Origin of the sequence: Glycomyces sp. TRM65418 (assembly GCF_019710475.1) — a bacterium.
Taxonomy (GTDB): Bacteria; Actinomycetota; Actinomycetes; order Mycobacteriales; family Micromonosporaceae; genus Glycomyces.
Window position 1 is genome coordinate 270,340 of the sequence record NZ_JAJFAX010000007.1, and the last position, 18,780, is coordinate 289,119.

Below are 18,780 nucleotides of genomic sequence, written 5' to 3' on the forward strand. Positions count from 1 at the left end.
CGCCGTTCCGGTTGACAACCGCCCGGCGGCCTCCTAATATAAGTTGCAACTTATATTAGGAGGTGCCATGACCGATCCCAAGGACCCGATCGCCTCGGCCGGGCTGGTGACACGCGAGATCCGCACCGGCGAGCGCGACGGGACCGCGACGAAAGTGCTCGTCGCCCGCCGCTCCTACCGCGCCGCCCGGACCGACGTGTGGGACGCGCTCACCAATCCCGAACGGCTCCCGCGCTGGTTCCTGCCCGTCAGCGGCGACCTCTCGGAGGGCGGCCGCTACCAGTTCGAAGGCAACGCGGGCGGGGTGGTCGAACGCTGCGACGCCCCCGAGTCCTTCGCCGCGACCTGGGAGTTCGGCGGTCAGGTCTCGTGGATCGAGGTGCGCCTCGGCGATGAGGGCGAGCGGACCGTCCTCGAACTCGTCCACGAAGCGTTCGTCGACCCCGAGCTGTGGCGCCAGTTCGGCCCCGGCGCGGTCGGCGTCGGCTGGGACGGCGGCCTGCACGGCCTCGGCGACTACCTCGAGACCGGCGAGCCGCTCGACTCGGCCGAATGGGAGGCGTGGATGACCGGCCCCGAAGGGGTCGAGTACGCCCGCATGACCGCCGAGGCCTGGGGACGGGCCGCGGTCGCGGACGGCGACGACCCGGACGAGGCGCAGGCCGCCGTCGAGGCGGTCATCGCGTTCTATACCACGCCGCCCGAGCAGGCCCCGGAGGCCTGATGTCCGAAGCCGCCTTCGACGCCCTCGGCGATCCGACGCGGCGCCGGATCATGGAGCTGCTCGCCGAGGGCGAGCGGCCCGCCGGGGCGGTGGCCGAAGCGCTCGGCGGGCGGCTCGCCTCCGGCGGCCAGGAGCACCGGGCCATCTCCCAGCCCGCCGTCTCCCAGCACTTGAAGGTTCTGCGCGAGGCCGGACTGGTCACCGTGCGCGCCGAGGGGACCAAGCGGATCTACGGCGTGGACGCCGAGGGGCTGGCCGCCGTCCGGGCCTGGCTGGATCGCTTCGCCGACGGGTTCGCCGGTCCGCTCGCCGCGCTGGAGACCGAGCTGGCGCGGGGCAAGCGCGAGCGCCGCCTCCAGTCGGGCCGGATCCGCGACGAGGGCAAGCGGCGCGGCGCGGCCTGAGCGGCGTCGAAGATCCGACTCGTCCGACGGCGGGGCCGCTTGCAGCGGGCCGCAATCCGGGCGAGTCGGATTTTTCCGCCCCCACACCTTGACAAGACCTCCCGGCGCGGCGACTATGAGGAAGTTACATTTAAGAATCCTTAAATATCACTGGGAGGTCCCTTGCGCCGCACCCGCAGAACGGCGATCATCGCCGCCACCGCCCTCGCCACGGCGGGCGCCGCCGTGGCCGTGCCGATGGCCTTCGCCCACAACGCCTCCGCCGCCGCGGCCTGCGAAGGCGCCCCCTGGGACGCCGGCGCGATCTACGTCGGCGACGACCGGGTCAGCCACCAGGACCGCGAGTACCGCGCCAAGTGGTGGACCACCGGCGAGACCCCCGGCACCACCGGCCAGTGGGGCGTCTGGGAGGACCTCGGCCCGTGCGACGGCGCCGAGCCCACCGCCCCGCCGACCGAGGAACCGACCGACGAGCCCACTGAGGACCCGACGGGCGGACCGAACCAGGGGAACGCCCACCTCACCGGCTACTGGCACAACTTCGACAACGGCTCGACCCTCCTCGAGCTGAACCAGGTCCCCGACGAGTACGACATCATCGCCGTGGCCTTCGCCGAGCAGACCGCCACCCCCGGCGCGGTGGACTTCGCGCTCGACGCCGGCCTCACCTCCGCCGGGTACACCGAGGCCGAGTTCAAGGCCGACATCGCCGCCGCCCAGGCCGAGGGCCGCAGCGTCGTCATCTCGGTCGGCGGCGAGAAGGGCAACGTCACCGTCAACGACGGGACCACCGCCGCCGCGTTCGCCGACTCCGTGCTGTCCCTCATGGACGAATACGGCTTCGACGGCGTCGACATCGACCTCGAGCACGGCATCAACGCCGGAGCCCTGGAGACGGCGCTGCGCGCGATCCACTCGGCCGCCGGCGACGACCTCGTCTACACGATGGCCCCGCAGACCATCGACTTCCAGTCCGCCTCGGCCGGGTACTACCAGCTCGCGACGAGGACCAAGGACTTCCTGACCATCGTCAACATGCAGTACTACAACTCCGGGTCGATGCTCGGATGCGACGGCCAGGTCTACGCGCAGGGCGACGTGGACTTCCTGACCGCGCAGGCCTGCATCCAACTGGAGGCCGGCCTCGACCCGAGCCAGGTGGGCCTCGGCCTGCCCGCGGTCACCCGCGCCGCCGGCTCCGGCTACGTGGACCCGTCGATGGTCAACGACGCCCTCGACTGCCTCACGAAGCTGACCAACTGCGGCGACTTCACCCCCGACCGCGCCTACCCGGGCATCGGCGGGGCCATGACCTGGTCGATCAACTGGGACGCCACGAACGGCTACCGTTTCGCGAACACCGTGGCGGGCCACTTCGGCTCGCTGCCCGCATAGAGAAGCCACACCACCGCTTCGTCCCCCGGCGAAGCGAACGGGCCCGGCCGAAGCTCCCCGCCTCGGCCGGGCCCGAGTCCTGCGGCGTCGACGAGCCGGGCGGTCACGGACGGAGCGATGACAGTCCGGACCGCGGTCGGCGCGAACGCGAAGGCCGGGGGCGGGCGCACGTCCACGACGGTGGCGTCGGGCCGGCGGGTCGCCACGGCGGCGAGGAACCCGACGGCGTCGGTGGCGACGGCGGCGAGGTCGAACCCCTCGGATCCCGGCAGGAGCTCGAGTCCGGGGCCGCCAGGGGTCAACCGGCCTTCGCCGCGACGGCATCGTCCGGCCGCCCCACCGGGGAGGGGGCCGTGGAGCGTCTCGTGGCGGCGGCGACGACCAGTCCGGTCGCGGCGTAGGCGGCTCCGAGCAGGCTGGCGGCGGGCCAGCCCGCGGCGCTGTAAGCCCAGGCGGTGGTGACCGCGCCGAGCGCGGAGCCGAGCGAGTACCACGCCATGTAGGCGCCGATGACGGTGCTGGTCCGGTCGGGATGGGCGGTCGCGAGCAGGTGCTGACTGCTGACGTGCACGGCCTGGACGGCGAAGTCCAGGACTACGACGCCGACGATCAAGAGCCACAGCGATGATCCCGCTTGGGCGATGAACAGCCACGCAGCGGTGAGCAGGGCCAGCGACCAGAGGGTGACCGGGGCGGCCAGGCCCCGGTCGGCCCAGCGGCCGGCCCGCGCCGCGCCGAGCGCCCCCGTCAGGCCGGCCAGCCCGAACAAGCCGATCTGGCCGGTGCCGAGGTGCCACGGCGCCTCGCCGAGTGGCAGCGCCAGGCCGCTCCAGAGGGTGCCGAACGAAGCGAACAGGAAGAACGCGACCAGTCCGCGGCTGCGCAGGAGCCGGTCGCCGATCGCCAGGCGGCCCGAAGCGGCCAGGAGCCGCCCGTACCGGGCTCGGGGACGGCGGCGGTCCGCATCGAGCGTGCCGCTCACCGCGAACGCGAGCGCCACGCAGAGCCCGGTGAGCACGAGGTAGACCGTGCGCCAGTCGGTCAGTTCGGCGAGCGCGCCCGCGGCGACCCGGATGCCGAGGATCCCGATGACCACGCCGGAGGTGACCGCTCCGATGTTGCGGCCCCGCTCTGCGGCAGGTGAGACGGCGGCGACATAGGCCACGGTGGTCTGGACGACCACGGCGAACAGGCCCGCCACTGCCAGACCCGCAACGGCGGCGGCGCTTCCGGGGGTGAGCGCGGTCGTGGCCGTTCCCGCTGCGATGAGCAGCAGGTGGACCGTGATCAGCCGGCGGCGGTCCAACCGGTCGCCGAGCGGGACCAGGAGCACCAGTCCTGCGAGGTAGCCGATCTGGCCCGCGGCGACCAGCCACCCCAGGGCGCCCGCGCTCATCCCCAGGTCGTCGCCGGCGGCCTCGAGGATCGGCTGGATCCCGTAGACCGTGGACACCGCCACCGCGCAGACGAGCGCCAGTACCACGCGCCGGCTCCCGCTCAATCCCGAACGCACATCGCCCTCCTTTAGGTTTCAAAATGAAACTCATCTGAGCGTAGGGCATACTGGTTGCAGATTGCAACTCACCTGAGGGAGGGGTCAGTGGACGTCACGCCCGCCGCCGGAGGCGCCTGGACCGATCCGGCCTGCCCGGTCGCCCGCACGGTCGACCTCGTCGGGGACCGGTGGAGCCTGCTCATCATCCGCGACGCCATGGACGGGGCGACGACCTTCACCGAGTTCCGGGAGCGGCTGGGGATCGCGCGGAACATCCTCACCGACCGGCTGCGCCGACTCGTCGAGCACGGCATCCTCGAGAAGGGCGCCGCCGCCGACGGCCGGAGCCGCACCTACCGGCTCACCGAGGCCGGACAGGACCTCTTCACCGCCGTAGTCGCCCTGAGGCAATGGGGCGAACGGCACGCCTTCGCCCCGGGCGAGCCGCACTCCGTCCTCGTCGACGACCAGGGCCGGGCGCTGCCCGAACTGCGCCCGCACGGTCAGGACGGCCGCCCGGTGACGGTCGAGGCGTCCCACGTCCGGAAGGCCGCTTGAACCGTCCTCGCCCGAGTCCACCGGCTCGGACGCCGCGGCGTCAGTACCGGTCGAGGGTCGGGAGCGTCTGTTCCAGCGCCGCCCAGTCGCGCCTGTTGACCATCCACTTGGGGACCCGCAGCTTCACCACGGTGCCGTCCTGCCGCTGCAGACAGAGCCCGTTCCCGGCGATGGCCCAGCGCTCGCCCTCCGCGAGCGCCCGCCGAGTCGCCCAGCCGTACTTGCCGCGGACGAGGAAGCGGTCGCCCTCGAGCGCCATCGACGGCCACCACACGACGGCGAAGCCGATGAGCATGACGACACCGCAGACGATGGCCGCCAGGTACCAGAATTCCGGTTCGGAGTAGCTCGCGTCCGGCTCGACCAGCGGTATGGGCAGCACGCCGACGATCCCGACGGGTGCGACCACCAGGGGCATCCAGAGCGAGGAGCGGATCTTCAATTCGAGGCCTTTCGCGGACAGGGGTCGTGCGAGGGCCGGACCCCCGTCGGGCGTCCGGCCCTGGCCGGGATTCGTTCCTAGCCGATGCTGATCGTCGGCTTGCGGCCGACGGTGAGGACCGGCTTGCGGGTCTCGGCGTAGAAGTCGTTGCCCTTGTCGTCGACGACGATGAACGCGGGGAAGTCCTCGACCTCGATCTTCCAGACCGCCTCCATGCCCAGCTCCGGGTACTCGAGGACCTCCATCGACTTGATGTTGTCCTGCGCGAGCTTCGCGGCCGGGCCACCGATGGAGCCGAGGTAGAAGCCGCCGTGCCGCTTGCACGCCTCGGTGACGCGGTCGGAGCGGTTCCCTTTGGCGAGCATGACGAACGACCCACCGGCCTCCTGGAACTGGTCCACATAGGTGTCCATGCGCCCGGCGGTGGTGGGACCGAACGAGCCCGAGGCGTAGCCCTCGGGGGTCTTGGCCGGTCCGGCGTAGTAGACCGCGTGGTCCTTGAGGTACTGCGGCATGGGCTCCCCGGCGTCGAGGCGCTCCTTGATCTTGGCGTGGGCGATGTCCCGGGCGACCACGAGCGTGCCGGTGAGGGACACGCGGGTCTTCACCGGATGCTTCGAGAGCTCCTCGCGGATCTCGGCCATGGGCCGGTCGAGGTCGATGCGGACGACGTCCGCTTCGAGGTCGTCCTCCTGCACGTCGGGGACGTACCGGCTCGGGTCGGTCTCCAGCTGCTCGAGGAACACGCCCTCACTGGTGATCTTGGCCATGGCCTGGCGGTCGGCCGAGCAGGAGACGGCGATGGCGACGGGCAGGGACGCGCCGTGGCGCGGGAGCCGGACGACGCGCACGTCGTGGCAGAAGTACTTGCCGCCGAACTGGGCGCCGATCCCGAACTGGCGGGTGAGTTCGAGGACCTGCCGCTCGAGTTCGACGTCGCGGAAGCCGTGGCCGAGCGGCGAGCCCTCGGTGGGCATCGTGTCGAGGTACTTCGTGGACGCGTACTTCGCGGTCTTGACCGCGAACTCGGCGCTGGTGCCGCCGATGACGATCGCCAGGTGGTACGGCGGGCAGGCGGCGGTGCCGATCTGACGGAGCTTCTCCTCCAGGAACCGCATCATCGCGTCCGGGTTGAGGATCGCCTTCGTCTCCTGGAACAGGAAGGACTTGTTGGCGCTGCCGCCGCCCTTGGCGATGAACATGAACTTGTACGCGTCGTCGCCCTCGGCGTACAGCTCGATCTGCGCGGGCAGGTTGGAGCCGGTGTTCTTCTCGTCCCACATCGTCAGCGGCGCCATCTGGCTGTAGCGCAGGTTGAGGTCGTGGTAGGCCTGCCAGATGCCTCGGGAGAGGTGCTCCTCGTCGCGGCCGTCGGTGAGGACGTGGCGGCCGCGCTTGCCCATGACGATCGCGGTGCCGGTGTCCTGGCACATCGGCAGGACCATGCCGGAGGCGATGTTCGCGTTCTTGAGCAGGTCCATCGCCACGAAGCGGTCGTTGCCGCTGGCCTCGGGGTCGTCGAGGATGGAGCGGAGCTGCGCGAGGTGGGCGGGGCGCAGGTAGTGGGAGATGTCCTTGACGGCCTCGGTCGCGAGCCGCGTCAGGACCTCGGGCTCCACGGTGAGGAACCGCCGCCCGGCGGCTTCGACCGTGTTCACCCCGTCCTTGGTGAGCAGGCGGTACTCGGTGGTGTCGGGGCCGACGGGAAGCAGGTCGGTGTAGCGGAACTCCGATGTCACGCGTTCCAACTTAGCGCGGCGGCCGTTCGCGGCCGTGGTGAGGCGGCGCTCAGGGGGCGCTCGGGCGACGCCGGCCGAGGCGGTGCCGGGGCCGGGACTGTCGTACCCGGAAGGTAGCGTCACATTCAGGCGGGACGGCGCGGCCGCACCGCCTGTAAGCAGGTACGATTGCGCGGTTGTCCGCACCGGCCCGGTTTTCGGGACGGCGCGGCACGCGCAAGTGATTCCTCCTGCTGCGGAGAGACCGCAGCCGTTCGAGACCGAAGGAGGTGGAGCGATCTTGCGGCATTACGAACTGATGGTGATCCTCGATGCGAACATCGAGGAGGCCCAGGTCACCCCGACGTTGGACCGGTTCCTGAAGGGCGTCAAGGACGCCGGCGGGTCCGTGGACAAGATCGACGTCTGGGGCCGGCGCCGTCTCGCCTACGAGATCAACAAGAGCAACGAGGGCATCTACGCCGTCGTCGACCTGCAGTCCGAGCCCGGTCCCGTCGCGGAGATGGACCGTCAGCTTCGGCTCAGCGAGTCGGTGCTGCGGGCCAAGGTGCTGCGACCGGAGCTTCGGTAACCCGACCTTGCAACTGCGAGACCTTAAGGAGAAGAGGTCATGGCAGGAGAGACAGTCATCACGGTTATCGGCAACCTCGTCGACGACCCCGAACTGCGTTACACGCCGTCCGGTGCCGCCGTCGCGAAGTTCCGTATCGCATCGACCCCGCGCACGTTCGACAAAGAGACGAACGCGTGGAAAGACGGTGAGGCCTTGTTCCTCACCTGCAGCGTCTGGCGCCAGTACGCCGAGAACGTCGCCGAGTCGCTGTCGCGCGGTACCCGCGTGATCGTGCAGGGCAGGCTCAAGCAGCGCAGCTACGAGACCCGCGAGGGCGAGAAGCGCACTGTGTACGAGCTGGACGTCGACGAAGTCGGCCCCGCGCTGCGGTTTTCCACGGCGAAGATCAACAAGTCCGGCGGCGGTTCCGGCGGTGGCGGTCGTTCCTTCGGGGGCGGCGGCAACACCGGCGGCTCGGCGCCTGACGACCCTTGGGCCTCGGCCGCCCCTGCCAGCGCTTCCGCCGGCAATGCGGGCTTCGACGAGGACCCGCCGTTCTAACCGGGCCCGACCCGGAACGATCTCGAGTAAGAGGCAAGACACCACATGGCCAACCCGAAATCGGCTCCTCTGCGGAAGCCGAAGAAGAAGCCGAACCCGCTTGAAAAAGAGGGTATCGAGTACGTCGACTACAAGGACACGGCGCTGCTTCGGAAGTTCATCTCCGACCGCGGCAAGATCCGTGCCCGCCGTGTGACCGGCGTTACCACCCAGCAGCAGCGCCAGATCGCCGCGGCCGTCAAGAACGCCCGCGAGATGGCTCTGCTCCCGTACACCAGCCAGACCCGATAAGGAAGGAGCGCGCTTATGAAGATCATCCTGACTCATGAGGTGCCCAACCTCGGCTCGGCCGGTGACGTCGTCGAGGTCAAGCCCGGCTACGGGCGCAACTACCTCCTGCCGCAGGGCCTGGCGATCGCCTGGACCAAGGGCGGTCAGAAGGAAGTCGACGCGATCCAGCGCGCCCGTGCGGCGCGTCAGATCCACGACCTGGACAAGGCCCGCTCGGTGGCGGACCAGCTGAAGCAGACCGACGCCCACATCGTCGCCCGCACGGGCGACGGGGACCGGCTCTTCGGTTCGATCAACGCCGCCGACATCGTGAAGGCCGTCGACGAGGCCGGGGGTCCGAAGATCGACCGCCGCCGCGTCGAGCTGGCCGCGCCGATCAAGGCGATCGGCACCTACGACGTGTCGGTCAAGCTGCACCCGGAGGTGACCGCGAAGTTCAAGCTTCAGGTCACGCCGGCCAAGCGCCGCAAGAAGTAGGACGCGCAAGCGAACACGAGTGGAGCCCGCGACCGTTGCCGGTCGCGGGCTCCACTCGTGTTCGCGAGTCCGTGAACCGTGGGACCCGCTCGTATGCCCCTACCGGCAAATAGCGGTGTGCTCGCGTTCGTACGCTCCTTCGGGTGAACCCGTGGAACGGCGATTGCCGCACTTTGCCCGCATTCGCCCGCCGGTGTTCGACCCCGATGGCGTCCGCCCCCCGTCCGACCCGGCTTCGGGTGTCGCCACCGCGTGGGAGGGTGGTCCTTTTCATCGGTAGTGGTGAAGGTGGGTTCGGGCGGGTACCCGGGGCCGCCCGTACGGCTTCCCGGCGGCGGCGCACCGCCCGAGCGCTCAGACCACCCAGCCCGCGGTCCGCAGGACCACCGTCACCAGGCCCGCGCCGAGGACCGCCGCGGCGGAGCCGGCCACGCCCGCGCGCCACCCGGCCCGCGGCAGGCGCAGCAGCACCGCGATCAACAGGCTCGCGGTCAGCGCCGACAAGGTCCAGGCCCAGCCGCCCGACACCGCCGACGAGACGCGGCCCGCCACCGTGCATCCGCTCTCCGCGCACTTCACGTCCACCGGCGGCTGGGTGAGCACCCACGCCAGGTACATGAGCACCGGGACCGCATACCAGGCGAGCGTCACGAGCAACGTCGGCGTGAACGCGCGCTCACCGGGGCGGTCGTCCCCGTCGGGGTCGAGCCGAGGCTCGCGCTCGGGGCGCTGCGGTGCGCTCATGAGACCGTCGCTCCTCTGATCCGTGCCGGGGGTCGCCCCTCACCTTAGCCGCAAGTTGGCACGAACGAATTTCCGTCCACAGGCGGTGGACGACGTCGACACAGCTAGCGACCCATATCCGAACCCTGTTCACCTCCTTGTCCACAGGTTGTCCACAGGCCGGGGCCCGGTTATCCACAGGTTGTCCACAGCTTTGTCCACAGGTTGTCCACAGACCCGTTTGCAACCGTGCCCGGCGCGACATAGCGTCGTCGACACCGCCGGATTGTCGGATGCGAGCGGTACATTCTCCATGAACGCACGGTGACCGAGGGGGTGGACGGCATGACCGACGTGTCGACGGAAGGCGTCTACTCGCGAGGGGCCAACGGCGCCAACGGCTCCTATTTCGACACCCCGCCCGAGGACCCCTTCGGCGGCGGAGGCGGCGGCTCGCGCACCTACGAGCGCACCCCGCCCCAGGACCTCCAGGCCGAGATGTCGGTCCTCGGCGGCATGCTCATGAGCAAGGACGCCATCGCCGACGTCATCGAGATCCTCGGCTCCGGCGACTTCTACAAGCCCTCGCACGGCATGATCTTCGACGCCATCATCGACAAGTTCGGCAACGGCGAGCCCGCCGACGCCGTCACGATCGCCGCGGCCCTGGCCGACTCCGGCGACCTCGCGAAGATCGGCGGCGGCCCCTACCTGCACGACCTCCTCAACGCCGTGCCGACGGCCGCGAACGCCGGCTACTACGCGCGCATCGTCAAGGACAAGGCGATCCTGCGCCGCCTCATCGAGGCGGGGACCAAAGTGGTCCAGTACGGCTACGGCGGCGGCAAGGGCGGCCGCGACATCGACGACCTGGTCGACCTCGCGCAGCAGGCCGTCTACGAGGTCACCGACAACCGCCAGACCGAGGACTTCGCGGTCCTGTCCGACCTGCTGCAGCCCGCGATGGACGAGATCGAGGCGATCGGCGCGAACCAGGGCGTCATGACCGGCATCCCCACCGGTTTCGCCGACCTCGACCGGCTCCTCTCGGGCCTCCAGCCGGGGCAGCTCATCATCGTCGCCGGACGCCCCGGCGCGGGCAAGTCGACCGCCGCCATGGACTTCATGCGGCACGCCTCGCTCCACCACCGGCACGCCGCCGCCCTGTTCAGCCTCGAAATGAGCAAGCTCGAGATCGTCATGCGGCTCCTGAGCGCCGAGACGCGCGTGCCCATGCACGTCCTGCGCTCGGGCGACCTCTCCGACGACGACTGGACCCGCCTGGCCAAGCGCATGGGCGACATCTCCGAGGCGCCGCTGTTCGTCGACGACACCGCGTCGATGACCATGATGGAGATCCGGGCCAAGGCCCGGCGGCTCAAGCAGCGCCACGACCTCAAGCTCATCGTGGTCGACTACCTCCAGCTCATGACCTCGCCGAAGAAGGTGGAGTCGCGCCAACAGGAGGTCTCGGAGATCAGCCGCGGGCTCAAACTGCTGGCCAAGGAAGTGCAGTGCCCGGTCATCGCGGTCGCGCAGCTCAACCGCGGACCCGAGCAGCGCACCGACAAGCGCCCGCAGCTCTCCGACCTCCGCGAGTCCGGTTCGCTGGAGCAGGACGCCGACGTCGTCATCCTCCTGCACCGCGAGGACTACTACGACAAGGAGTCCCCGCGCGCGGGCGAGGCCGACTTCATCGTCGCCAAGCACCGCAACGGCGCGACGGACACGATCACCGTCGCGGCCCAACTGCACCTCTCGCGCTTCGTCGACATGGCGGTGTAAGGGGGGCTCTCGTCGCAAGGGGAGGGTTCCTCAACGGCGGCGGAGGGGCCTCAGCGCCACCACTCGACTGCCATCGAGGGGCCCGGGCCGGTCTCGTACTCCAAGTCGTCCACGGCCGTCTCGTCTTCGGCCACGCCCGTGAACAGCGCGCCGGTGGCGGTCCCGGCGATCGCGTCGCGCAGCGGCAGCCACCACCCGAGCAGCACCACCGGGTACAGCAGGTACCCGAACCGGGTCGAGGGCATGAGCATGAACGCCGTCGAGAGTCCCCCCGCGCACCACAGCGCCGCCGACGCGGCCGAAACCGGGGGCCGGGTCCACAGCAGCGCGGCGATGACGAGCGCGGCGAGACCGAGCAGCGCCGGGGCGATGAGCTCGCCGCCCGGCAGGTGCTCGGCGATGAGGAACCCGGGCAGCGGCGACTGCGCGGGCGAGGTGACCACGCCGTGCCCGAGGCCGTAGGCGATCACGTTGTCGAAGAAGCCGCGCGCGTCGACGGCCAGGACGGGCGGCATCGTGACCGCGACCGGGACGGCGAAGCCCGCCAGGTAGCGGCGCATCGCGACGCCCCGCGGCCGTGAGGACGCGTGCGAGCCGTACAACACGAGGAAGCCGATCACGACGGCGGCGGGCCAGGCGAAGAGCTTGAGGGCGGCGGCCGCACCGATCGCCAGGCCCGCGGCGAGGGTGCGTTCGCGGTGGGCGAAGGCGAGCGCGAGGACCATGAGGGCGACGACGGGCATGTCGTCGCCGCCCGTCGCGAATGTCAAGGCGCACACCGGGAAGATGAACGTCGCCTGGACGGCGCGCAGCAGCGGCCCCTTCCCCGCGCCGCTGCCGGGCCCGCCGCTGAGGAGCCGGACGGCCGCGGCCGCGCAGGCGACGGCGGCGAGGAGGAAGTAGAGGCGGGCGTCGGTCCACCAGTGCTCGCCGAAGAGCGCGGCCGGGACGCCGAAGAGCGCCATGCCCGGTTGGTAGGGGTTGTAGCCGAGGAGCGGTTCGGGGAGCGCGGCGATGGCGTCCGCGTGCAGGTAGGGGCTGCCGGTGTCCAGCAGTCGCGCGCCCGAGGACTCGACCACGAGGACTTCCTCCTGGGCCCGGCCGCTCACGCCCGTGGCGCGTTCGATCGCCATGAACACCAGGGGGATCGCGGTGACGGCGAGCGCGGTGCCGAGGGCGACGAGGGCCCGTCGGCGCCAGACCGGGCCCGGCTGGGTCAGCAGGATCGCGATGCAGATCGCCGCCGGGAGGTACCCGCCGAAGGCGATCGCGCCCCACTGGGCGTGCGAGTCGAGCGTGGTCCACAGGGCGGTGGCGCCCGCGAAGAGCGCGGCGACGCTGTAGAAGACGAGGTCGATGATGAGCGGACGGTTCGACACCCGCACAGCGTACGGGCCCCGGTCGAGCCGGAGGGGGCGGCGGGCTCCGGCCGCGTTCCGACGGACGGCAGCCTGCAGCGCCGTGGGGACCGGTGCTTCGGGCCCCCGATGACAAGGGTGGCCCGGGGGTATGACATTCCGGCCGCGGCAGGCCGTCCTGTTCGCCGTCAGCGGACGGGGATGCGGGCCCAGACTTCCTGGGAGCCGTCGCCGAGGGTGCGCGCGCCCCAGTCGGCGGACAGTTTGGACACTATGAACATGCCTCTGCCGTGGGCGGAGTCGAGGTTGACGGCGCACACGTGCGGGTGGGTCCGCGACCCGCCGTCGAACACGCGCACCTCCACGTCGCTCGGGCCGAGCGCGTACGCCACGCACACCTCCCCGCCCGGCAGCGGCCGGGCGTGGCGGACGGCGTTGGAGACCAGTTCGGTCGCGCACACGAGGAGATCGTCGCGGACCTCCTCGGACAGATCCGGGAGCGCTTCGCGCAGCCACCGTCGCACTTGGCCGGGAGCCCCGGCTTGATGTGGGACGCGCAGCCGCTCTGGTGCCGGTACAGCAGCGGGCATCGCGGTCCCCTTCCTTCCACCGTGCCATGGGGAGGCTTTACAGCAACCTACCTTTTACAAAGGCATGACGCCAGCATTACCGGCGGACGCCGAGTCCGTCCCGAGGAACCGCGATCAGCCGGTGAGGGTCTGTCGGATCGCGGCCGGGCGGTCGGTGAAGATGACGTCGACTTCCAGTCCGGCCATGCGATGCGCCGTGTCGGCGTCGTTGACGGTCCAGGCGTACACCTGGTAACCCGCCTCGTGGCTGCGCTCGACGAAATCGGGGGTCGCATCGATGTAGTCGACTCGGGAGCTGAGCACCTGCACGCCCTCGGGCGGGCGGCGGAACGGGTACTCGAAGATCCACACCAGCGGCGTGTCGGTGTCCAGGCCGCGCCAGGTCTTCAGGGCCGCGCGGGAGAAGGACATGACGGTGGCGTCGAGCCCGGGCCAGCGCCGCAGCGTCTCCCACAGCCGCAGTTCGAGCCGGGGCCCGAACTTCGACGGGTGCTTGGCCTCGATGAACAGCTTGAGGTCCTTGCCGGAGTCGACGACGAGGCCGAAGAGGTCTTCGAGGGTGGGGATCCGCTCGGCCTCGGGGTTGCCGGCGCAGTCGGGGTAGCGGTAGGCGAAGTTCAACTCCCGCAATTGAGCGAGGGTGAGATCCGCCACGGCGCCCTTCGCGCCGGCGGTGCGTTTGACGGTGCGGTCGTGGTGGAGGACCAGATGCCCGTCGGCGGTGAGGCGGATGTCGAACTCGAATCCGTCGGCGCCCTCGACGATCGCCTGCCGGAACGCGGCGAGCGAATGCTCCGGCAGGAACTCGTTCGCGCCTCGGTGGGCGGCGATCAACGGATGGGACACCCTTTGACGATAGACGGTGGGACCGACCACCTGGGCGCGCAGCGGTGTTCAGCCCGAGAAGCGGACGTGAACGACTCTCAGGGGGCGAAGCGATCACGACGCGGAAGCGCTCGTATCGCCTCGATTCGGGCGGGGGCGGCGAGGTCGCGGCCTGCCGCCGCCTCCGAGGGGACGCGTTCAGCCGCGGGCGTGGACCCGGTGCGGCAGGCCGCGAGACGGCGACGCTCCTGCGGGCCGAGGGTCTCGCCACGGGGACCGGTGCGGTTCGGGTGGCGGCCGGCGATGGCCGGGTGAAAGGATCGGAGCGTGGAAAACGACGCCGAATTCACCGCTCCGGAAGCGTTCGCCGAGGTCGGGGGGACCTACCGCGACCTGGGCTGGGCCAAGATCGACACCGGCCGTCCGGCCCGCACCGGATCGGCCGAGGCCGTGTACGCGGCGGGCAAGACGCCCGAGCAGGTCGTCGGGGCGCTGCGGGCCCTGCGCGCCGCGCACCCGGGACGGGTGGCGGTCGCGACCCGCTGCGACGAGGCGTGCCTGACGGCGGTGCGCGAAGCGTTCGGCGCCGACGTCCTCGTCGAGGCGGGGGTGTGCGCGATCGGCGCGTTCCCCGCGCCTGAAGTCGGTCCGCTCGCGGTGGTGTGCGCCGGGACCTCGGACCTGCCCGTGGCGCGCGAGGCCGAGATCATCGCCCGCGCCAACGGCATCGACGCCCGCCTGGTCGCCGACGTGGGCGTCGCCGGGCTGCACCGCCTGCTCGACAAGGTCGCCGACCTGCGGGAGGCGGCCTGCGTGATCGTCGTGGCGGGCATGGACGGGGCGCTGCCGTCGGTCGTGGCGGGCCTGGTGAGCGCGCCGGTGGTCGCGGTGCCGACCTCGGTGGGCTACGGGGCCGCGTTCGGCGGGCTCGCGCCCCTGCTGACCATGCTGAACTCCTGCTCGCCGGGAGTGGTCGTGGTCAACATCGACAACGGGTTCGGCGCGGCGATGGCCGCGGCCCGGATCCTCGGCGTGAAGGCGGAGCGGTGACGATCGCCTGGCTGGACTGCTCGGCGGGCGCGAGCGGCGACATGTTCCTCGGCGCCCTGGTCGACGCCGGGGTGGATCTCGCGCTCATGCAGGCGGCGGTGGACGCGCTCGGCACCGAGCCGATCCGGCTGCGCGCCGAGACGGTGACCCGTCACGGCCTGGTCGGCACGAAGGTCGACGTGGAAGCGCCGCAGGCCGCGACCGACCGGCGCTGGCGGTCCGTCCGGGCCCTGATCGAGGGCGCCGCGCTGGACGAGACGGTCCGGGCGCTCGCGCTCGACGCGTTCGCGCGCCTCGCGGCGGCCGAAGCGGCGGCGCACGGCATCGACGTGGAGGACGTGCACTTCCACGAAGTGGGCGCGCTCGACTCGATCGCGGACATCGTGGGCGCGTCGGCGGGCTTGGCGTCACTGGGCGTCGAGCGGCTGACCGTCTCGACGGTGACCGTCGGCGGCGGCACGACGCGCGGCTCGCACGGGTCGATCCCGCTGCCCGCCCCGGCGGTGCTGCGGGTGCTGGCCGACGCGGGCGCGCCCGTGGTGGGGGCGGTGCCGTACGAGGCGTGCACCCCGACGGGCGCGGCGATCTGCGCGGCCGCGGCGGCGGGTTCGTACGGGCCGATGCCCGAGATGGTGGTCGAACGGGTCGGCGTGGGCGCGGGCGGCCGGGACCCGAAGGAACGCGCGAACCTGCTGCGGCTCGTCATCGGCAGGGAGGTCGCGGTGACCGGCGGGAACGTCGGCGCCGCCCTGACGGCTCACGGTCACACGCATGACGACCACGGGCAGCGCACGGGCCATGCGCATCACGGCCATGCGCCGGTGGCGGCGCACGCGCCCCATGAGGAGGCGGCTCCCGAACGCCATGACCGCGGGTCATCGCCGACTCGTGCGCACGGGCGCCCCGGCTCGCAGGTGCACGCGCACGGGGAACGTGCGCCCCTCGTCCATGCGCCCGAAGCCTCCACGACACGGCTTGGCGGGCACCAGGGTCCCGTGCCGCAGGCGCACGACGGGCACTCCTCGGACGCCGACGGGCACCACGGCCACGCCTCGGCGGCCGGCGAACGGCGCGACCGGTCCGCTGCGAACCCTGCAGTCCCGAGCCGCGCCGCAACGCCTCCCGCCAAGCCCGTGGTCATCGAGACGAACGTGGACGACCTCGACCCGCGCCTGTGGCCCGCCGCGCTCGCCGCGCTGCTCGACGCCGGGGCCTCGGACGCGTGGCTGACCCCGATCCTCATGAAGAAGGGCCGGCCCGCGCACACCGTGCACGTCCTCTGCCGCCCCGAGGCGATCGCCGCCGTGCGCTCGGCGCTCGTGCGGCACACCACGACGATCGGGATGCGCTCCTACGAGATCGAGAAGTACGCGCTCGACCGCGACTACACGCACATCAATGTGGACGGACACGAGATCGGCGTGAAGATCGCGCTCGACCGCGGGGAGGTCGTGAACGCCTCGGTCGAGTACGAGGACGCGGCCGCCGCGGCCGCCGCGCTCGCGCGTCCGCTCAAAGTGGTGATCGCGCAGGCCACTGCGCTTGCGGCCGAACGGTATCGGCCGGACCGCGGCGGTGGGGCGTTACCGATATCCTGCGCAGATGATCGATTTCGAGAACGGTTCGCTTTTCAAGCTCACGGTCACCGACGACCCTGGATTCCGCGACGAGGTCCAGCCGCTGCTGGTCGACGGCGAAGAGGTCGCCCTCACCTTCGAAGGCGTGCGCGACTTCGTGGTCTTCACCGACAAGCGCGTCATCGCCGTGAACGTCCAGGGCGTCACCGGTCGCAAGAAGGACTACACCTCCCTGCCCTACAACAAGATCCAGGCGTACTCGGTCGAGACCGACGGCCTCATGGACAACGACGGCGAGCTCGACCTCTGGTTCAGCGGCCTCGGCCGGGTCCGCTTCGAGTTCAAGGAGAACGTGGACCTGCCCGCGATCGCCAAGCACATCGCCGCCTGCTCGCTCTAACCGAACGAGACGGCGCCGGGCCGGGATTCGTGGTGCCTACGGATCCTCCGGCCCGGCGCCGCTTCCACTCCCCGGCCGGCGCCGGCCGGGGAGCCGCTTCGGGCCTACCCGTGGGAGTGCACGGATCCGCCTTCGGGAACGGTCCCGATCTCCTCGCCCTCGCCGAGGACCACGAACTGGCCCATCATCCCCGCGTCCTCGTGGGCGAGGATGTGGCAGTGGTACATGTACGGCAGGTTCGGGTCGGTGTAGTCGGCGAACCGCATCGCCAGCCGGTACCTCTTGTGGGGAATGAGCTGGACGGTGTCCTTCCAGCCGCGCAGGCGCTCCGGAGGCTCCTCGCCGTCGACGCTGAGGACCTGGTACTGGACGTCGTGGACATGGAAGTTGTGCATGAAGCCGTCGACGTTCGTCACCTCCCAGACCTCCACGGTGCCCTCGCGGACCCCGAAGTCGATGCGCTGCGGGTCCATCGACTCGCCGTTGATCTGGTTGAAGCCCGAGAGCTCGAAGGACCGCTCCTCGGCGACCTCGGCGTCCGCCAGGTCCGGTGCGGTGCCCATGGCCTCGGGAATCGCGGTCTCGTCGGCCAGGACGCCGGCGGCGCGGAACTCGCAGACATCGAGCTGGTCGTCGGCGCCGTTGAAGCGCCCGAGCGGGCCCTCGTAGCCCTCGTCGGCCGGGTAGGAGCGCAACACGACCGTCTCGTCCGGTTCGAAGGCGACGACGATCTCGGCGCGCTCGCCCGGTGAGAGCTGGAGCCGGTCGGTCTCCCAGGCGCTGGGCAGCAATCCGCCGTCGGTGGCGATGAGGGAGAAGGGCCGGTCGTCGCTGAAGCCGAAGTTGTACAGGCGCGAGACGGAGCCGTTGAGCAGGCGGAGGCGCACCAGGCGGGTGCTCACCTCGACGTAGGGGCCGAGGGTGCCGTTGACCATGATCTCGTCGCCGAGGATGCCCTGCATGCTGAAGAAGTTGCCGCTGTCGTCGAACTGGTTGTCGTCGTCGAACTTCCGGTCCTGGACGATGAGCGGCACGTCGTCGACGCCGTATTCGGCGGGCAGGCCGAGGCCTTCGGACTCGTCGTCGTCGACGATGAACATCCCGGCCAGGCCGCGGTAGACGTGCGCGCCGGTGCGCCCGTGCGGGTGCGGGTGGTACCAGAGGGTCGAGGCGGGCTGGTCGAGCGTCCACTGGGGCGTCCAGATGCCGTCGGGTTCGACCTCCTGGTGGGGGCCGCCGTCCATGACGGCGGGCAGGTGCATCCCGTGCCAGTGGATCGAGGTGCCCTCGTCGAGGCCGTTGTGGACCGCGAAGGCGATCTCCTCGCCGCGCTTGGCGCGGATGGTCGGGCCGAGGAAGGCGCCGTTGACCCCCCAGGTCTCGGTCTCGCGGCCGTCCTTGAACGCGGTCCGACCGGCCTGGATGTCGAGGTTGAAGACGCGCGCGCCGGAGGCGTCCCGCGTCGACTCGGCGAGCGGGGGGATCGCGAGGGGGCGGGCGAAGTCGACCTTGCCGGCGGTGTCGAGCTTCACGTCGTTCCAGACATAGGCGAGGGTGCCGACGCCGCCGACCGCGAGGGCCCCGACGCCGCCGCCGACGCCGACGAGGGTCCACTTGAGTGCATTTCGCCGCTTCATGGCTGCAATGGTCGTGCGGCGGATCGCCTGGTACATCGGGCAGAGGAAGGCAATCCGCGTACCACCGGGGGACTACACGGGCGGGCCGGATCAACCCCGGGTAGCGGTATGGGCGGCGGTGCCGTGCATCTGCTGCGCCCTGCGCCCTGCGCCCTGCGCCCTGCGCCCTGCGCCCTGCGCCCTGCGCCCTGCGCCC

General features: G+C 71.0%; 20 protein-coding genes and 1 pseudogene. 12 read left to right on the forward strand and 9 right to left on the reverse strand.

Annotated features, from left to right (window positions below; all coding sequences use genetic code 11):
• Positions 1 to 67: 67 nt before the first annotated feature.
• From K3N28_RS17120 to K3N28_RS17130, 3 genes are all read left to right on the forward strand, one after another.
• Positions 68 to 724 (forward strand): SRPBCC family protein, encoded by a 657-nt coding sequence (locus K3N28_RS17120; RefSeq protein WP_228093896.1) that lies wholly within the window; start codon positions 68 to 70, stop codon positions 722 to 724.
• Positions 724 to 1,128: a helix-turn-helix transcriptional regulator gene (locus tag K3N28_RS17125; RefSeq protein ID WP_228093897.1), complete on the forward strand. Its 405-nt coding sequence runs from the start codon at positions 724 to 726 to the stop codon at positions 1,126 to 1,128. Before K3N28_RS17120 ends, K3N28_RS17125 begins: the two co-directional genes overlap by 1 nt.
• 162 nt (positions 1,129 to 1,290) lie before the next feature.
• Positions 1,291 to 2,523 (forward strand): glycosyl hydrolase family 18 protein, encoded by a 1,233-nt coding sequence (locus K3N28_RS17130; RefSeq protein ID WP_228093899.1) that lies wholly within the window; start codon positions 1,291 to 1,293, stop codon positions 2,521 to 2,523.
• Here the strand turns inward: K3N28_RS17130 and K3N28_RS17135 are convergent.
• Entirely contained in the window at positions 2,472 to 2,825 is a 354-nt protein-coding gene (locus K3N28_RS17135; protein WP_228093902.1) for a hypothetical protein, read from the reverse strand. The genes K3N28_RS17130 and K3N28_RS17135 overlap by 52 nt on opposite strands.
• Positions 2,822 to 4,036, reverse strand: a complete 1,215-nt coding sequence (locus K3N28_RS17140) for an MFS transporter (protein ID WP_228093903.1) — start codon at positions 4,034 to 4,036, stop codon at positions 2,822 to 2,824. The genes K3N28_RS17135 and K3N28_RS17140 overlap by 4 nt, the downstream gene beginning before the upstream one ends.
• Positions 4,037 to 4,123: 87 nt before the next feature.
• Here K3N28_RS17140 and K3N28_RS17145 point away from each other — a divergent pair, with 87 nt between their 5' ends.
• Positions 4,124 to 4,576, forward strand: coding sequence for a helix-turn-helix domain-containing protein (locus tag K3N28_RS17145; protein WP_228093904.1), 453 nt, complete (start codon positions 4,124 to 4,126; stop codon positions 4,574 to 4,576).
• Positions 4,577 to 4,616: 40 nt separating this feature from the next.
• Here the strand turns inward: K3N28_RS17145 and K3N28_RS17150 are convergent, their stop codons facing one another.
• Together K3N28_RS17150 and K3N28_RS17155 are read right to left on the reverse strand one after the other, a co-directional pair.
• A complete protein-coding gene (locus tag K3N28_RS17150) occupies positions 4,617 to 5,018 on the reverse strand; it encodes a hypothetical protein (protein WP_228093906.1) in 402 nt (133 codons plus the stop codon).
• 77 nt (positions 5,019 to 5,095) lie between these two features.
• Positions 5,096 to 6,757, reverse strand: a complete 1,662-nt coding sequence (locus K3N28_RS17155; RefSeq protein ID WP_228093919.1) for a fumarate hydratase — start codon at positions 6,755 to 6,757, stop codon at positions 5,096 to 5,098.
• 280 nt (positions 6,758 to 7,037) lie between these two features.
• Between K3N28_RS17155 and rpsF the strand changes: the two genes are divergently transcribed.
• Genes rpsF through rplI form a run of 4 tightly spaced genes read left to right on the forward strand, consistent with a single transcriptional unit; the run spans position 7,038 to position 8,639 of the window.
• Positions 7,038 to 7,328 carry a 30S ribosomal protein S6 gene (gene rpsF, locus K3N28_RS17160; protein ID WP_228093921.1) on the forward strand — a complete coding sequence of 97 codons (291 nt, stop codon included), beginning with the start codon at positions 7,038 to 7,040 and terminating at the stop codon, positions 7,326 to 7,328.
• Positions 7,329 to 7,367: 39 nt separating this feature from the next.
• Positions 7,368 to 7,871: a single-stranded DNA-binding protein gene (locus K3N28_RS17165; protein WP_228093923.1), complete on the forward strand. Its 504-nt coding sequence runs from the start codon at positions 7,368 to 7,370 to the stop codon at positions 7,869 to 7,871.
• A 45-nt stretch (positions 7,872 to 7,916) separates the two neighbouring features.
• Positions 7,917 to 8,162 carry a 30S ribosomal protein S18 gene (gene rpsR, locus K3N28_RS17170; RefSeq protein ID WP_030160643.1) on the forward strand — a complete coding sequence of 82 codons (246 nt, stop codon included), beginning with the start codon at positions 7,917 to 7,919 and terminating at the stop codon, positions 8,160 to 8,162.
• Positions 8,163 to 8,177: 15 nt separating this feature from the next.
• Positions 8,178 to 8,639 carry a 50S ribosomal protein L9 gene (gene rplI / locus K3N28_RS17175; protein WP_228093925.1) on the forward strand — a complete coding sequence of 154 codons (462 nt, stop codon included), beginning with the start codon at positions 8,178 to 8,180 and terminating at the stop codon, positions 8,637 to 8,639.
• Between the two features lie 354 nt (positions 8,640 to 8,993).
• On the opposite strand, the gene K3N28_RS17180 is transcribed toward rplI, so the two are convergent.
• Positions 8,994 to 9,383, reverse strand: coding sequence for a hypothetical protein (locus K3N28_RS17180; protein WP_228093927.1), 390 nt, complete (start codon positions 9,381 to 9,383; stop codon positions 8,994 to 8,996).
• A gap of 324 nt (positions 9,384 to 9,707) precedes the next feature.
• Between K3N28_RS17180 and dnaB the strand changes: the two genes are divergently transcribed.
• A complete protein-coding gene (dnaB, locus tag K3N28_RS17185; protein ID WP_374209812.1) occupies positions 9,708 to 11,147 on the forward strand; it encodes a replicative DNA helicase in 1,440 nt (479 codons plus the stop codon).
• A gap of 50 nt (positions 11,148 to 11,197) precedes the next feature.
• Here dnaB and K3N28_RS17190 read toward each other — a convergent pair whose 3' ends face one another.
• From K3N28_RS17190 to K3N28_RS17200, 3 genes are all read right to left on the reverse strand, one after another.
• Positions 11,198 to 12,526, reverse strand: a complete 1,329-nt coding sequence (locus K3N28_RS17190) for a glycosyltransferase 87 family protein (protein WP_228093934.1) — start codon at positions 12,524 to 12,526, stop codon at positions 11,198 to 11,200.
• A gap of 167 nt (positions 12,527 to 12,693) precedes the next feature.
• Complete coding sequence (locus tag K3N28_RS17195) at positions 12,694 to 13,029, reverse strand: ATP-binding protein (RefSeq protein ID WP_255640286.1); 336 nt, start codon at positions 13,027 to 13,029, stop codon at positions 12,694 to 12,696.
• Between the two features lie 180 nt (positions 13,030 to 13,209).
• Positions 13,210 to 13,941: a glycerophosphodiester phosphodiesterase family protein gene (locus K3N28_RS17200; RefSeq protein ID WP_228093937.1), complete on the reverse strand. Its 732-nt coding sequence runs from the start codon at positions 13,939 to 13,941 to the stop codon at positions 13,210 to 13,212.
• A gap of 306 nt (positions 13,942 to 14,247) precedes the next feature.
• Here K3N28_RS17200 and larB point away from each other — a divergent pair, with 306 nt between their 5' ends.
• The 3 genes and pseudogenes from larB to K3N28_RS17215 all read left to right on the forward strand — a co-directional run bounded on the left by larB (position 14,248) and on the right by K3N28_RS17215 (position 16,947).
• On the forward strand, positions 14,248 to 14,970 hold the full coding sequence (gene larB / locus K3N28_RS17205) for a nickel pincer cofactor biosynthesis protein LarB (protein WP_228093938.1): 723 nt from the start codon (positions 14,248 to 14,250) through the stop codon (positions 14,968 to 14,970).
• Positions 14,971 to 15,011: 41 nt separating this feature from the next.
• Positions 15,012 to 16,481 (forward strand): annotated as a pseudogene (locus K3N28_RS17210) (LarC family nickel insertion protein); the annotation flags it as partial.
• Positions 16,482 to 16,572: 91 nt separating this feature from the next.
• Complete coding sequence (locus tag K3N28_RS17215; RefSeq protein ID WP_228093939.1) at positions 16,573 to 16,947, forward strand: PH domain-containing protein; 375 nt, start codon at positions 16,573 to 16,575, stop codon at positions 16,945 to 16,947.
• Positions 16,948 to 17,051: 104 nt separating this feature from the next.
• Here K3N28_RS17215 and K3N28_RS17220 read toward each other — a convergent pair whose 3' ends face one another.
• Positions 17,052 to 18,584, reverse strand: coding sequence for a multicopper oxidase family protein (locus tag K3N28_RS17220; protein ID WP_228093941.1), 1,533 nt, complete (start codon positions 18,582 to 18,584; stop codon positions 17,052 to 17,054).
• Positions 18,585 to 18,780 lie beyond the last annotated feature (196 nt).